This window comes from Phyllobacterium sp. (genome assembly GCF_037994405.1).
Taxonomy (GTDB): domain Bacteria; phylum Pseudomonadota; class Alphaproteobacteria; order Rhizobiales; family Rhizobiaceae; genus Phyllobacterium.
Map to the genome: position 1 here is coordinate 1 of NZ_JBBNAN010000409.1, position 13,680 is coordinate 13,680.

General features: G+C 57.8%; 15 protein-coding genes. 11 read left to right on the plus strand and 4 right to left on the minus strand.

The annotated features are described in order from the left end of the window. Positions 1–50 precede the first annotated feature (50 nt). On the minus strand, positions 51–590 hold the full coding sequence (locus tag AAAC48_RS22475; RefSeq protein ID WP_340656332.1) for a cytochrome c oxidase subunit 3: 540 nt from the start codon (positions 588–590) through the stop codon (positions 51–53). Positions 591–721: 131 nt separating this feature from the next. On the opposite strand from AAAC48_RS22475, the gene AAAC48_RS22480 reads away from it, so the two are divergent. The 10 genes from AAAC48_RS22480 to AAAC48_RS22525 all read left to right on the plus strand — a co-directional run bounded on the left by AAAC48_RS22480 (position 722) and on the right by AAAC48_RS22525 (position 8,809). Further along, complete coding sequence (locus AAAC48_RS22480) at positions 722–877, plus strand: hypothetical protein (RefSeq protein ID WP_340656320.1); 156 nt, start codon at positions 722–724, stop codon at positions 875–877. 170 nt (positions 878–1,047) lie between these two features. Then, entirely contained in the window at positions 1,048–2,703 is a 1,656-nt protein-coding gene (gene ccoN, locus AAAC48_RS22485) for a cytochrome-c oxidase, cbb3-type subunit I (RefSeq protein WP_340656333.1), read from the plus strand. A gap of 3 nt (positions 2,704–2,706) precedes the next feature. Further along, complete coding sequence (gene ccoO, locus AAAC48_RS22490) at positions 2,707–3,438, plus strand: cytochrome-c oxidase, cbb3-type subunit II (protein ID WP_340656321.1); 732 nt, start codon at positions 2,707–2,709, stop codon at positions 3,436–3,438. Position 3,439: 1 nt separating this feature from the next. Next, positions 3,440–3,613, plus strand: coding sequence for a cbb3-type cytochrome c oxidase subunit 3 (locus AAAC48_RS22495; RefSeq protein WP_340656322.1), 174 nt, complete (start codon positions 3,440–3,442; stop codon positions 3,611–3,613). Further along, on the plus strand, positions 3,604–4,509 hold the full coding sequence (ccoP, locus tag AAAC48_RS22500) for a cytochrome-c oxidase, cbb3-type subunit III (RefSeq protein ID WP_340656323.1): 906 nt from the start codon (positions 3,604–3,606) through the stop codon (positions 4,507–4,509). Before AAAC48_RS22495 ends, ccoP begins: the two co-directional genes overlap by 10 nt. Beyond that, the gene (locus tag AAAC48_RS22505; protein ID WP_340656324.1) at positions 4,506–4,694 is read left to right on the plus strand and encodes a hypothetical protein; all 189 of its coding nucleotides are present in this window, start codon (positions 4,506–4,508) and stop codon (positions 4,692–4,694) included. Before ccoP ends, AAAC48_RS22505 begins: the two co-directional genes overlap by 4 nt. 40 nt (positions 4,695–4,734) lie before the next feature. Next, complete coding sequence (locus tag AAAC48_RS22510) at positions 4,735–5,523, plus strand: DUF2189 domain-containing protein (RefSeq protein ID WP_340656325.1); 789 nt, start codon at positions 4,735–4,737, stop codon at positions 5,521–5,523. Positions 5,524–5,527: 4 nt separating this feature from the next. Continuing rightward, a complete protein-coding gene (locus tag AAAC48_RS22515; RefSeq protein WP_340656326.1) occupies positions 5,528–7,801 on the plus strand; it encodes a cation-translocating P-type ATPase in 2,274 nt (757 codons plus the stop codon). Then, positions 7,798–7,962, plus strand: a complete 165-nt coding sequence (gene ccoS / locus AAAC48_RS22520; RefSeq protein ID WP_340656327.1) for a cbb3-type cytochrome oxidase assembly protein CcoS — start codon at positions 7,798–7,800, stop codon at positions 7,960–7,962. The genes AAAC48_RS22515 and ccoS overlap by 4 nt, the downstream gene beginning before the upstream one ends. Before the next feature lie 157 nt (positions 7,963–8,119). Beyond that, positions 8,120–8,809: an NnrU family protein gene (locus tag AAAC48_RS22525; protein ID WP_340656328.1), complete on the plus strand. Its 690-nt coding sequence runs from the start codon at positions 8,120–8,122 to the stop codon at positions 8,807–8,809. Positions 8,810–8,813: 4 nt separating this feature from the next. Here AAAC48_RS22525 and AAAC48_RS22530 read toward each other — a convergent pair whose 3' ends face one another. Together AAAC48_RS22530 and AAAC48_RS22535 are read right to left on the minus strand one after the other, a co-directional pair. Next, on the minus strand, positions 8,814–9,392 hold the full coding sequence (locus tag AAAC48_RS22530) for a UbiX family flavin prenyltransferase (protein WP_340656329.1): 579 nt from the start codon (positions 9,390–9,392) through the stop codon (positions 8,814–8,816). Then, the gene (locus AAAC48_RS22535; protein ID WP_340656330.1) at positions 9,389–10,900 is read right to left on the minus strand and encodes a UbiD family decarboxylase; all 1,512 of its coding nucleotides are present in this window, start codon (positions 10,898–10,900) and stop codon (positions 9,389–9,391) included. The genes AAAC48_RS22530 and AAAC48_RS22535 overlap by 4 nt, the downstream gene beginning before the upstream one ends. Positions 10,901–11,016: 116 nt before the next feature. On the opposite strand from AAAC48_RS22535, the gene cobO reads away from it, so the two are divergent. Further along, complete coding sequence (cobO, locus tag AAAC48_RS22540) at positions 11,017–11,655, plus strand: cob(I)yrinic acid a,c-diamide adenosyltransferase (protein ID WP_340656331.1); 639 nt, start codon at positions 11,017–11,019, stop codon at positions 11,653–11,655. Positions 11,656–11,713: 58 nt separating this feature from the next. On the opposite strand, the gene acs is transcribed toward cobO, so the two are convergent. Beyond that, positions 11,714–13,666, minus strand: a complete 1,953-nt coding sequence (gene acs, locus AAAC48_RS22545; protein ID WP_340656334.1) for an acetate--CoA ligase — start codon at positions 13,664–13,666, stop codon at positions 11,714–11,716. Positions 13,667–13,680: the final 14 nt, after the last annotated feature.

Sequence of the window (13,680 nt, forward strand, 5' to 3'; positions counted from 1 at the left end):
GGAGTGACCAGGCCCTCACCAGTCGTGCTGACGTGTTTTTCATCATCGTTTCACACCAGATAGATGATCGGGAACATGGCGATCCAGATCAAATCGACCATATGCCACAATGTGGTGATGAGGCCGATGTTGGAGTTGCTGGGTCGCCAGGCAACCAGCAACAGTACAATTGCACCAAACACCACGTGGATCACGTGGAATCCCGTGATGATGAAGTAGAGTTCGAAGAAAGCATTGAAGGTCGCGTCCCCGGCAAAATGCATCTCCGAGTTGAATTCGACGAGCTTGATTGCGGTGAAAACGAAGCCGAGAAGCGCGGCCAAGATCAGTGCTCTTTGCTGTTGCCTTTTGGTAGCACCTCGCCGAGCCGCCATCGCAGCTTGCCAGCCGCTCGTGAGCAGCAACAAAGTATTGGCGGTGGCAAGGCCCGGCGACAGATGAATTCTGGCGATTGCGAAGCTTTCCGGATCCCTGGCGGCCGCCAATAAGAATGCCGCGATCAGAATGCCGAACGCTGCCAACTCGCTTAGAACCAGCACCCAGACCAGGAAATCGTCGGTGTCGCCACCGGCTGCTTCGGACGCTTCCATTTCCCTGAGCAACGATCGGGTTCTCCTGATTATCGTGCGCCAGAAATAGAGGGCGGGCGCTGGGCTTCTTTGACATGGATCAAAGAAAACCGAGTTCGACCCGTTAGGTTGGGGTCAAATGGAGCTCACACATGACTGACGCACAGGTCGGATTGATCGTCGCCACGCCAATGATCATTGTCTTTGCAATCGCACTCAATCGAATGGGTGTGCTGCAGCGTGCCGGCGCTATGACGGCTGTCATCTTTTCGGTCGCGATCGCGGCCGTTCTTTTTCTGAATCAGTGAGGAAAAATGTTCGGGTCTAAAAGCAATACTGGTAGTCTGCCCAAGGAAAAATTGTGCACCAACGCAACTCCTGATAGGCGAGGTCGCAGTTCAGTCCAGTTTCTCCTGGCGAACAACAACCGTTCGCCCGGCAGTATATGTGTTTCATTCTTGCGGGGGCAGTCAGCATGATTTCACAATTGACCCGAAGCGAGCGTATCCTCGCGGCCTTCACCTTCCTGACCTTGATTTGCTTCGGGGTGGCAATGGCGGCCGCCGGGCGCGATGACCTCATCGGCACCCATGGCTGGGTCATCGCGCTGGGCGGCATGGCGGGCGTCATTGCTCTCTTGCGTGCCTATGACGCTCCCGAGCCGTCGCCCTCCAGGCTTTCCGAATATTATGACGATCCCAGCAAAGTCGGCATCATTCTGACATTGGTCTGGGGTGTGATCGGCATGCTGGTAGGCGTATGGGTCGCAGCCCTGCTGGCCTGGCCGGAACTGACGATCGACGCAGCATGGGCGGGCTTCGGCCGCCTGCGTCCGGTCCATACCAGCGGCGTGATCTTTGGCTTTGGCGGCAATGCTCTGATCGCCACCTCGCTACATGTGCTGCAGCGTACGACCCGTGCCCGCCTGCCGGACCAATTCAGTCCCTGGTTCGTCCTTTTTGGCTACAACCTCTTTTGCGTGCTCGCCGCCAGTGGCTATCTCATGGGCATCACGCAATCGAAGGAATACGCCGAGCCGGAATGGTACGCCGACATCTGGCTGGTCGTCGTCTGGGTGGTCTATTTCTCGATCTACATCCGCACGCTGATGCGCCGCAAGGAACCGCACATCTACGTGGCCAACTGGTATTACATGGCCTTCATCCTGGTCGTCGCCCTTTTGCACATCATCAACAATCTCGCCGTGCCGGTTTCGTTGGGACATGCCAAGAGCTATTCCCTGTTCTCCGGCGTACAGGATGCCATGACGCAATGGTGGTACGGCCACAATGCCGTGGCCTTCTTCCTGACGGCGGGCTTCCTTGGAATGATGTACTACTATCTGCCAAAGCGGGCGGGCCGGCCGATCTATTCCTACAGGACCTCGATCATCAGCTTCTGGGGCATCACCTTCATGTATATGTGGGCGGGCTCGCATCACCTGCACTACACGGCGCTCCCGCATTGGGTTCAGAGCCTTGGCATGGCGTTCTCAGTCGTCCTGCTTGTTCCGTCCTGGGCCTCCGCTGGTAATGCGCTCCTCACGCTGAACGGAGCCTGGCACAAGGTGCGCGACGACGCTGTTCTTCGCTTCATGATGCTGGCAGCGATCTTCTACGGTCTTGCGACTTTCGAAGGCTCGTTCATGGCGATACGCGCCGTCAACTCGCTGTCCCACTATACCGACTGGACCATCGGCCACGTTCACGCCGGCGCGCTCGGTTGGGTGGCGATGATCACCTACGGCTCGCTCTATGCATTGACGCCGTGGCTCTGGAAGCGGCCGGCACTTTATTCCCCCAAGCTGGTCGAGTGGCACTTCTGGCTCGCCCTATCCGGAACGATTGTCTATGTCTTCGCAATGTGGAATTCCGGCGTGGTCCAGGGTTTGATGTGGCGGACCTACAACGACAGCGGCACGTTGAACTACACCTTTGTCGACTCGCTCGTGGCAATGCACCCCTATTACATCGCCCGTGCGTTCGGCGGATTGCTGTTCCTGATCGGCGCGGTGATCGCCCTCTACAATATCGTGATGACAATTCGGTCGCCTGTACCTGTCGCATCGGAATCTGCCTCGGACGTCCCGTTGGGTTGGCAGCCCGCTGCAACAATCGCCCAGGCCGGAGAATAAGACATGTTCAATTTTCACTATCGACTTGAACGCAATGCGATTGGCTTTGTCCTCGCCATCATTGTCGTCGCGAGCATTGGCGGTTTCATCGAGATCGCCCCGCTGTTCACCATCGACGAGACTGTCGAAAAAGCGCCGGACATGCGGGTCTACACACCGCTCGAGGTTGCCGGCCGCAACATCTACATCCGCGAGGGTTGCTATGCCTGCCACTCCCAGATGATCCGCACGTTGCGCGACGAGGTGGAGCGCTATGGACCTTACTCATTAGCGGTGGAGTCGAAATACGATCATCCGATGCTTTGGGGTTCGAAACGGACGGGACCAGATCTCGCCCGCGTCGGCGGCAAATACTCCAACGACTGGATGACCGCGCACCTCAACAACCCGCGTGATGTCGTTCCCGAGTCCAATATGCCCGCCTATCGCTGGCTACTGCGCAACCAGTTGAAGACGGATGATCTTGGCGAACACCTGGCAGCGCTGCGGGCGGTGGGTGTACCCTACACAGACGACATGATCGCCAACGCTCCGAAGGACGCCCTCGGCCAGGCCAGCCCGGACACCGATTTGGCCGCGGGGGTGACCGAGCGGTACGGCGACAATACCGATGTGAGCCTGTTTGACGGCAAACAAGGCGAGGTCACCGAGATGGACGCACTGGTTGCCTACCTTCAGGTCCTCGGACACCTGACGGACGTTGCCCATACCACACCGCAGAACGAGGTGGAGTGACATGATGATCGATCATGAAATGTTGACTGGTTTTTCCAAGTCATTCGGACTGTTCTACCTGATCGCCATGTCGATCGGTGTTTTGGTCTATACTTTTTGGCCTTCGAACAAGAAGCCCTTTGAACATGCTGCCACCGCAGTGGTCTCCGACGAAGAGGACAAGCCATGTCTGTAGGCGAGCGCGACCCGTTCACCGGCCATCAAACGACCGGACACGAATGGAACGGTATCAAGGAACTGAACACCCCGGTTCCCAAACCTGTGTACTTTTTTCTCATCACCATGGGGATCTTCGCGTTGGGCTGGACCTTGCTCATGCCGAGCTGGCCCTATGGAACGGGATATTTCAAGGGGCTGCTGGGGGTTGATCAGAAGCAGGCGGTCGCCAAATCGATCGAGGAAGCCGCCGCAGAACGTGCGAACTGGATGACGCGCATCGAAAAGGAAGATCTCGCACAAATCCAGTCCGACACCGACTTGATGCGCACGGTCCGCGAGGACGGCCGCACGCTCTTCGGCGACAATTGCGCGGCCTGCCATGGGGTAAATGCAAAGGGCAACAAGGGTTTCCCCAACATCGCACAGGCACCGATGCTGTGGGGCGACGACCCCCAAACGGTTTTGCAGACTGTGACTGTCGGCATTAACGGCACCGATCCCAACACGCGCGTTTCCCAAATGCTGGCCTTTGGCCGCGAGGGAACGTTGACACAGGATCAGGTTTCGCTGCTGGCAGGCTTTGTCAAATCGCTTTCCGACCCGGCCACGGTTACGGACAAAAACAAGGAAGACATAGCGAAGGGAAAAGAACTCTTCGCTTCAAATTGCGTCACCTGCCACGGCAACGACGCCAAGGGCCTGGTCGAGAGCGGTGCACCGAACCTCACGGACGATTATTGGATAAACGGAGGAAGCCGCGACGACATCTATCAGACCATCTTTTCCGGCCGCCAGGGTCACATGCCGAGCTGGGGTGCACGTCTCACACCTGCGCAGATCAAGATCATCACGCTTTACCTTCTCGATTTAAGGAAACACGGAGCCGAGACGGTGGCGGGGGGCGCATCATGAACTTCATCATCGCACGGCCGAAACTGTGGATCTGTCTGGCGGTCGCCTCGGGACTGAGCGTGGTGATACTGGCTAACGTTCATCTGGTTTACGTTGCAATTCAGTCGCGCCCTGATTGCGTCGACCACTTGAAAGTCAAAGGCCAGCAACTTGGCACGTACCGCGCTGCGGATTCAGCATGTTGACACAAGTTCACTTAGGCAATCGGCATAGGGAAGGCTCCCGATGAAAATTCCAGAAACTGTTCCGCCCCTTCCAAAGGCAGTCGACCGCAACAGACATCTTTCACCGAGCGAAGCGTTCACCTGGTTTGCTCAAGGTTGGCACGATCTGTGGACGGTCCCGTTGCCCAGCCTTGCCTATGGCACTGGCGTGGCAATCATCTCGCTCGCAATCGCCGCCGGAATCCTCTTCTACAAGTTGGATTTTGCCTTCTTTCCGGCGCTTGCGGGCTTCCTGGTGGTCGGCCCGGCGCTCGCGACGGGCCTCTACGTCAAGAGCCGCCGCCTGTCCAAGGGATTGCCGGTCACGCTGGCCTCCATGCTTATACCGGAGCGTGGCACCAGCCAGCATGTCCTGTTCGTCGGAGCGGTGCTGTTGGGCCTGATGCTCCTGTGGATGCGTGCCGCAGTGCTTCTTTACGCTCTGTTTTTTGGTTGGCGGCCGTTCCCTGGCATCGACCATATTGTCCCCATGCTGTTCGGCACCCCAATTGGCGTGGCGATGCTGGTGATTGGCGTCGCCATCGGCGGGATTTTCGCCGCCTTTGCCTTCGCCATCAGCGTCTTCTCGATCCCCATGGTATTGGACAAGCGGTTCGATGCGTTCACCGCCATGGGAACGAGCATGTCGATCGTCTGGAACAATTTGCCGGTGATGCTGCTGTGGGGCGTGATCGTGCTCAGTCTCACCGTCATAGCCTTGCTTTCGGGAATGATCGGCTTCGTCATAATTTTCCCACTGCTCGGTCATGCGACCTGGCATGCCTACGTAACGATGCGGGATCCGGATTAACGAAATGACCTGCTGCACGCCCGCAACTACCATTGTCTCCGCCGACGCCTTTCGCCAGTCAACCCCATCGGCCGACGAATTCAGACTGGCGAGCCGCAGCATCGGCGACGGCATCCTGCAGACGGAAATCTCAGTGCCCTCGATCCACTGCGGCGGGTGCATCAACAGGATCGAGCGCGGACTGGCAAAGCTGGACGGCGTCCAGAATGTGCGGGTCAATCTGTCGAGCAAACGTTTGGCGCTGCGCTGGACGGATCAAGGAACCCCTCCCGATGCAATCGGCGCGCTGAAAAAGCTCGGCTATGATGGGCATCTCTTCGATCCGACCGAGGCCGCAAAGCCGAGCGGCGACCTTCCAAGGATGCTCAGGGCCTTGGCGGTTGCCGCATTTGCCTCGATGAACATCATGTCGCTGTCCGTTTCCGTCTGGGCGGGCGCGGAAGGTACCACCCGAAACATGCTTCACTGGATTTGTGCCGGCATCGCCCTGCCCGCGCTTCTTTATGCCGGACGCATATTTTATGAATCGGGCTGGCGCGCGCTCCGGCACGGACAAACCAATATGGATGTGCCGATTTCGATCGGCATCGCCGCCGCCTTTGCGCTCAGCGTCTACGACACCTATCAGGGCTATGAACACGCTTATTTCGACGCGGCAACGTCCTTGGTGTTCTTCCTACTGATCGGGCGCACACTGGACTATGTCATGCGGGAGCGGACACGGACGGCGGTCAAGGGGCTTGCGCAACTGTCGCCTCGGGGCGCGATGACGATCAGAGCTGACGGCGAATACGAATACCTTCCCTTGAAAGAGATCAGGTCGGGAACACGTCTGCTGATTACGGCAGGCGAACGTGTTCCTGTCGATTGCGAGGTAGAGCGCGGAATCTCCGACATCGACTTCTCGCTCGTGACGGGCGAAGGCGCACCGCGTCGGGTTGAAGCAGGCGCGGCCCTGCAGGCCGGAATATTGAATATCACTGGGTCGTTGACGGTCATCGCCACGGAGGTCGCCGAAGACTCGTTCCTCGCCGAAATGATTCGGCTGATGGAATCTGCGGAATCCGGCAAATCGGTCTATCGGCGTATTGCCGACCGCGCCTCCCGTCTTTATGCGCCGGCGGTTCACTTGACGTCGCTCCTCAGCTTCGTTGGCTGGATGATTTTTCAAGGTGATGTGCATCAGGCTGCGACCGTCGCCATCGCCGTTTTGATCATCACCTGCCCGTGCGCACTCGGTCTTGCGGTTCCGATGGTGCAGGTTATGGCTGCGCGCCGGCTCTTTGAGAGCCGCACAATGGTCAAAGATGGTTCGGCCATGGAACGTCTCAACGAGATCGACACCGTCGTCTTCGACAAGACCGGCACGCTCACGCTGGGACAAATGCAGGTTACGAATGTCGATGAGATCGACACCGAGGCGCTCTCGATGGCTGTAGAGCTTGCTTCCCATTCGCGCCATCCGAGCGCACAGGCAATTCACGCAGTCGCGTCACACATCGAAGGTAATTTGGGCTTTCGCTTCGAAGAGGTGCGGGAATTTCCCGGGCTCGGACTGGAAGGTATTGCTCAAGGGAAGGTCTATCGGCTTGGGCGAGCGGCATTCGCGTGCAAGGACGATGACGGGCAAAATACGGCCGAGACGGTATTTTCCGTCGAAGGACGAAAGCTCGCCTCGTTCGTTTTCTCCGATCGGCTCCGGCCCGGCGCTCGCAAGTGTGTCGAAAAACTGCGGCAGGCCGGAATCGCTGTTGAGATAGTTTCCGGCGACAGCGAGCCTGCGGTGCGTGCAATTGCGGATCAGCTCGACATTTCGGACTACACGGCGGGCATCCTCCCAGGCGGAAAGCTCGACCGGATTCGATTGCTGACAAAGCACGGGCATAAGGTCTTGATGGTTGGCGACGGCTTGAACGATGCCCCGGCCCTGATGGCTGCGCATGTGTCCATGGCACCGGCGTCCGCCGCTGACGTTGGCCGCAACAATGCCGACTTTGTCTTTCTCCAGGACGGCCTCGATACCGTGTTTCTTGCTTACCGTGTCGCACGGGATGCAGCGAAATTGATCCGGCAAAATTTTGTTATAGCCATAGGCTACAATGTCGTGGCGCTGCCTGTCGCAATCCTCGGTCACGCGACTCCCTTTGTCGCTGCGGTTGCGATGTCCCTGTCCTCCTTGGTCGTTGTAGCCAACGCCCTGAGGCTCAAGGGCGAGCCGATGTGGGCCAAGCCAAAGCCATTGGGCTTCGGGTTAGAGTTGAGGCGATCGGCGAAATGAGCGATTTCTTTTACCTGATTCCCATTTCCCTAGCGCTCGGCCTGGCAGGCCTGGTTCTGTTTCTTTGGTCTCTCAAGAACGGGCAGTATGAAGACCTGGACGGCGCGTCCGAGCGTATTCTCTATGATGACGACAGGCCTTCCGAAGCGCATCACGAATGAAAAACCGATACGAAACGGCAACCAATAGCCTCGAGGCAGAGGCGCATCTCCATGCCGCTCGTCCAACAAAAGCTGTTCATATTGATTTCCCGCAAGGAACAGACGCGAAAAAACCCGAAAGACAACACAACGTCAACGATCGCGGACTTCCCCATAGATGACCGAATTCCTGATAGCGTTTGCAGCGTTCCTCATTCTCCACTCGATTCCCGCGATCGCGCCAATCCGCCAGGCGCTGATGGATACAATCGGGAGGCGTGCCTACTTCGTGGCCTATTCGGCCGTCTCCCTGCTCGTGCTCGGTTGGCTTATTCATGCGACGCTTTATCTTGACTACGTGCCGCTGTGGGACCCCGCGCCTTGGCAGGCCTGGGCCACCATCGTGGCGGCCCCTGTCGGAATTTTCCTGGTCCTCGCTGGACTCTTCTCAGTCAATCCACTGTCGCTTTCCATCCGGTCGGGATGCCGGCGCGCCTCGATCGTCGCTATCACCCGTCATCCCGTGCTTTGGGGGTTCCTGATCTGGGCCATGGCGCACCTTGTCCCCAATGGCGACTTGGGCGGCGTCCTGCTATTTGGTGGTCTGGCACTGTTTTGCATCGCGGGCTTTTTCATTGGCGAGAAAAGGTCGCGCAGGCGACTTGGTGAAGACTGGAACCGGATTGCCGCAGGAACTTCGATAGTGCCCTTCGGCGCGATCGTTGACGGACGCGCACGGCTGTCGGTAGACGCACCATTGGCATCCGCTTTCATTTTAACGGCCGTATTGACCTATTGGCTGCTTGCCGGGGGCCACCCGTTACTCTTCGTCGCGGATCCTCTCGCGTTGGCCCTGCCGGGTTCGTGATCATTCACGATTGACCTTTCCAGACGGCTGCCTGGGGGGCGATGGGAAGATTCAGAAGATCGATCGCGCGCGCAGCAACATGATCGACAATCTCGGTCACTGTTTGAGGCAAATTGTAGAAGGCCGGAACCGGCGGCATGACAACGCCCCCCATTTCGGTGACAGCACACATATTGCGTAAGTGGCCGAGGTGCAGCGGCGTTTCTCGCGTCATAAGGACCAGTCGGCGGCGCTCCTTGAGGTGCACATCCGCGGCTCTTGCAATCAGGTTGTCCGACAGGCCCGCGGCGATCGCCGCCAACGTCCGCATCGAGCAGGGGGCGACGATCATGCCGGAAGTGGGAAATGAGCCGCTCGCGATGGCCGCACCGACGTCACCGACCGGGTAACTGCGTGACGCCAAGGACAGCAGTTGTTCGACTGCATCCTCCCCCACCTCGTGCCGGAGCGTACGTTGGGCGGCGTCGGAGACAATCAAATGCGTCTCCACCGCCTTCGTCTGGACAAGACGTTCCATGATTTTCAGCGCGATTGCGGCACCAGAGGCTCCGGTGACCGCGATCACAACGTGATGATGTGTCACTGGCCAGCACCTCCAAGCCCAAGATTTGCCCACAAGGCATCAATCCGCTTGGTAACCTCGGCAGGCATCCTTAAAACCTTTCCCCACTCCCGTTGCGTTTCAGGCCCTATCTTCGTCGTGGCATCAAGGCCCAGCTTTCCACCAAGCCCTGCTTTCGGCGACGCGAAGTCCAGATAATCGATCGGCGTGTCGGAAACCACCATAAGGTCGCGGCTCGCGTCAAAACGGGTGGATAGCGCCCATATTACATCTGGCCAGCTTCGGACATTGATCTCGGGATCCACGGCAATGATGAGCTTGGTGTAGGTGAACTGCGGTAGCAGCGACCACAAGGCCATCATGATGCGACGTGCCTGTCCCGGATAACGCTTGTCGATTGAAACGACCATAGCCCTATAGGAACATGCCTCTGGTGGCAGCCACAAATCCGCGACTTCCGGAAGCTGACGTTTAACGAGAGGAACGAACAGTTCGCTCATCGCCTCGCCCAGCTTGGAAGGCTCGTCGGGAGGTCGTCCGGTATATGTCGAAAGGTAGATGGCTTCCCGCCGCTTGCTGATTGCAGAAAGCGTCATCACAGGAAACGCCTCAACTGAATTATAGTAGCCCGTGTGATCGCCGTAGGGGCCCTCCTCTGCTGTCTCTGTTCCCGACACATAGCCTTCAAGCACGATCTCGGCATTTGCCGGAAGGTGCATGGGGACAGAGACCGCTTCCGTGACTTCGGTTCGCTTGCCCTTCAGCATCCCGGCAAAGTTGAGTTCGCTCATACCTTCCGGTAGCGGCATCACAGATGACAGCAGCGTCGCAGGGTCGGCTCCGATGACGACGGCAACAGGCATATCTTTCCCAAGCCGCTGCCACATGAGATGATGTCTTGCGCCTCCTCTATGGGCGAGCCAACGAATGATAAGTCGTTGGGGTCCGAGAACCTGCATCCGGTAGACACCAACATTGACGTCATTCGGATCTTCAGGCGAGCGAGTGATTACAAGTGGCCAGGTGATAAGAGGAGCCGGCTCACCCGGCCAGCACCCTTGAATTGGAAGGCGTGTCACGTCCATCTCCGGGCCTCGCCAGACCATCTCCTGACAAGGCGCACGGCGAACCTGCTTCGGACGCATGGCGAGGGCCGCTTTTAGTAGCGGAAGTTTGTTCCAGACGTCCTTTCCGTTTTTCGGCGGTTGGGGATCACGCAAGTTGCACAACTTTTCCGCCAGATATGGCATGCCTCCGGACTCGAGACCAAAACCCCATTCTATTCGCTCCTTCGTACCGAAGAGGTTCGCGAGAAGCGGCATTTCACTCACCCTCCCGCTGCCGTCTATCGGCTTTTCGAAAAGAAGCGCCGGACCTTCTGCCTCAATGACCCGCCGATGAATTTCCGTGATCTCGTGCTTCAAGAAGACGGGCTGTGAGATCCGCTTCAAGCGTCCTCGTTTTTCCAATTCGTTGGCGAATTCCTGAAGACTGGCGTAGCGGGGCACTGAAGATAGGGAATGTTTCATTCCGCCTGTCTGACCGAATAAACGCACCGTGTCTTTGCGCCAGCGCAAATCCTTCCCAGTGCATGGGTGTTAACGGTTTCGCTACCCCGGCAAAATCTCTCGGAAGGATGGGCCGAATGGCTATAAAATCATCAAGACTGCGAAGCCTGACTGAAGAAGACATCAACGAGCGCCACGCCGACAAGATGCGCAAGAAGAAGGCGGTCCGGGACAAGATCCTGGCGACCAAGACAGACGAAAAGGGTCTGGTGATCGTCAACACAGGCAAGGGCAAAGGCAAGTCCACTGCCGGATTTGGCGTTGTTTTTCGAGCTCTCGGCCATGGGATGAAGATCGGCGTCGTCCAGTTCGTCAAGGGATCATGGGATACGGGCGAGCGCTTGCTTTTGAAAACATTTCCCGAGTTGGTAACTATCTCAGCCATGGGCGATGGATTCACTTGGGAAACCCAAGATCGGTTGCGCGATATCGCCATGGCCAGAAACGCGTGGGAGCAAGCCAAGGCGATGATCCTCGACGATGAAACCGAACTGGTCCTATGCGACGAACTGAACATAGCGTTGCGCTATGATTACCTGCCCGTCGAAGAGATCATCGAAGTTTTGAAACTGAAGCCGCACATGAAACATGTGATCATCACCGGCCGGAACGCCAAGGATGAACTCATCGAATTCGCCGACCTCGTCACCGAGATGGAAATGATCAAACATCCGTTTCGCTCGGGCGTTAAAGCTCAAAAGGGTATCGAGTTCTGATAATCGCTCATTAATTCCTGCCAATGCACGGTCGTTGCGTGGACTTTCGCCCTTCCGCTCAGGTTCTCCTGTTTTGCCGATTGGCGATCATGTCTTCGACGACAGCCGGATCGGCAAGTGTCGAGATATCGCCAAGCGCGCCGAAATCATCCTCGGCGATCTTGCGCAGGATGCGGCGCATGATCTTGCCGGAGCGGGTCTTCGGCAGGCTGGGCGCGAACTGGATCTTGTCGGGCGTGGCGATCGGGCCGATTTCCTTGCGCACATGGGCAACGAGGTCCTTGCGCAGATCATCGGTGCCCTCAAGGCCGGCCATCAGGGTGACATAGCAGTAGATGCCCTGGCCCTTGAGGTCATGCGGATAGCCAACGACGGCGGCTTCGGAAACTGTGTCATGCGACACAAGAGCGGACTCGACTTCGGCGGTGCCCATGCGGTGACCGGAGACGTTGAGCACGTCGTCGACGCGGCCGGTGATCCAGTAGTAGCCGTCCTTGTCACGGCGGCAGCCGTCGCCGGTGAAATACTTGCCCTTGTAGGTGGAAAAGTAGGTCTCGATGAAGCGCTTGTGGTCGCCATAGACCGTGCGCATCTGCCCCGGCCAGGAATCGGTGATGCAGAGATTGCCGTCGGCTGCGCCTTCCAGCACATTGCCTTCATTGTCGACGAGCTGCGGCTGGACGCCGAAGAAAGGCTGTGTGGCGGAGCCGGGTTTGAGGGCGGTCGCGCCGGGCAATGGCGTGATAAGGATGCCGCCGGTTTCGGTCTGCCACCAGGTGTCGACGATGGGCGAACGCTTGTCGCCGACCACCTGATAATACCACTCCCAGGCTTCCGGATTGATCGGTTCTCCAACGGTGCCGAGGATACGCAGCGACTTGCGCGAGGTCTTCTTGACCGGCTCGTCGCCGGCGCTCATCAGGGCGCGGATGGCGGTCGGGGCGGTGTAGAAAATATTGACCTGGTGCTTGTCGATGACTTCCCAGAACCGCGAAACCGACGGATAGTTCGGAACGCCCTCGAACATCAGCGACGTCGCGCCGTTGGCGAGCGGACCATAGACGATATAGGAATGCCCGGTGACCCAGCCGATATCCGCGGTGCACCAGTAGATATCGCCTTCGTGATAATCGAAGACGTATTGATGGGTCATCGAGGCATAGACGAGATAACCGCCGGTGGTGTGCAGCACACCCTTCGGCTTGCCGGTGGAGCCGGAGGTATAGAGGATGAACAGCGGATCTTCCGCCTTCATTTTTTCCGGCTTGCATTGCGGCTTAACGCTCAGCGTTTCCTCGTGATACCAGAGATCGCGGTTCGGCGCCCAGCCGGTCTTGCCGCCAGTGCGGCGCACGACAAGCACATTCTTCACCATCACATGGTGCCTGGTGGCGATATCGATGGCCTTGTCGGTATTGTCCTTCAACGGAATCGGCTTGCCGCCGCGCATGCCTTCATCCGAGGTGATGACGAAAGTGGATTCGCAATCGACGATGCGGCCGGCAAGGGCATCCGGCGAAAAGCCACCAAAGACGACGGAATGGATAGCGCCGATGCGGGTGCAGGCGAGCATCGCATAGGAGGCTTCGGGGATCATCGGCATGTAGATCGTAACGCGGTCGCCCTTCTTGACGCCATGCTTCTTCAGCACGTTGGCGAGGCGGCAGACCTGCTCGTAAAGCTGGTTATAGGTGATCTTCTTGTCGAGATAGGGATTGTCGCCTTCCCAGATGATGGCGACCTGGTCGCCGCGTTTCTTCAGATGGCGGTCGATGCAGTTGTAGGAGACATTGGTGACACCGTCCTCAAACCATTTGATCGCGACCTTGCCTTCGAACGAGGTGTTCTTGACCCTGGTATAGGGCTTGAACCAGTCGATGCGCTTGCCATGTTTGGCCCAGAACTTTTCCGGATCCTTGACGCTCTGCTTGTACCAGCTGAGATAGGTATCATTGTCGATGAGCGCGTTTTTTTTCGCGCTTGCCAGCACGGGATAAACCTTCTCGGACATCAATTTCCTCCAGA

What these genes read in the sequence shown, in the direction of transcription:
- AAAC48_RS22525 (WP_340656328.1), top strand. Translation starts at nt 8,120, where the DNA reads ATGACCGAATTCCTGATAGCGTTTGCAGCGTTCCTCATTCTCCACTCG.
- AAAC48_RS22475 (WP_340656332.1), bottom strand. Translation starts at nt 590, where the DNA reads ATGGAAGCGTCCGAAGCAGCCGGTGGCGACACCGACGATTTCCTGGTC.
- AAAC48_RS22535 (WP_340656330.1), bottom strand. Translation starts at nt 10,900, where the DNA reads ATGAAACATTCCCTATCTTCAGTGCCCCGCTACGCCAGTCTTCAGGAA.
- AAAC48_RS22515 (WP_340656326.1), top strand. Translation starts at nt 5,528, where the DNA reads ATGACCTGCTGCACGCCCGCAACTACCATTGTCTCCGCCGACGCCTTT.
- AAAC48_RS22480 (WP_340656320.1), top strand. Translation starts at nt 722, where the DNA reads ATGACTGACGCACAGGTCGGATTGATCGTCGCCACGCCAATGATCATT.
- ccoS (WP_340656327.1), top strand. Translation starts at nt 7,798, where the DNA reads ATGAGCGATTTCTTTTACCTGATTCCCATTTCCCTAGCGCTCGGCCTG.
- AAAC48_RS22505 (WP_340656324.1), top strand. Translation starts at nt 4,506, where the DNA reads ATGAACTTCATCATCGCACGGCCGAAACTGTGGATCTGTCTGGCGGTC.
- AAAC48_RS22495 (WP_340656322.1), top strand. Translation starts at nt 3,440, where the DNA reads ATGATGATCGATCATGAAATGTTGACTGGTTTTTCCAAGTCATTCGGA.
- acs (WP_340656334.1), bottom strand. Translation starts at nt 13,666, where the DNA reads ATGTCCGAGAAGGTTTATCCCGTGCTGGCAAGCGCGAAAAAAAACGCG.
- cobO (WP_340656331.1), top strand. Translation starts at nt 11,017, where the DNA reads ATGGCTATAAAATCATCAAGACTGCGAAGCCTGACTGAAGAAGACATC.
- ccoP (WP_340656323.1), top strand. Translation starts at nt 3,604, where the DNA reads ATGTCTGTAGGCGAGCGCGACCCGTTCACCGGCCATCAAACGACCGGA.
- AAAC48_RS22510 (WP_340656325.1), top strand. Translation starts at nt 4,735, where the DNA reads ATGAAAATTCCAGAAACTGTTCCGCCCCTTCCAAAGGCAGTCGACCGC.
- ccoO (WP_340656321.1), top strand. Translation starts at nt 2,707, where the DNA reads ATGTTCAATTTTCACTATCGACTTGAACGCAATGCGATTGGCTTTGTC.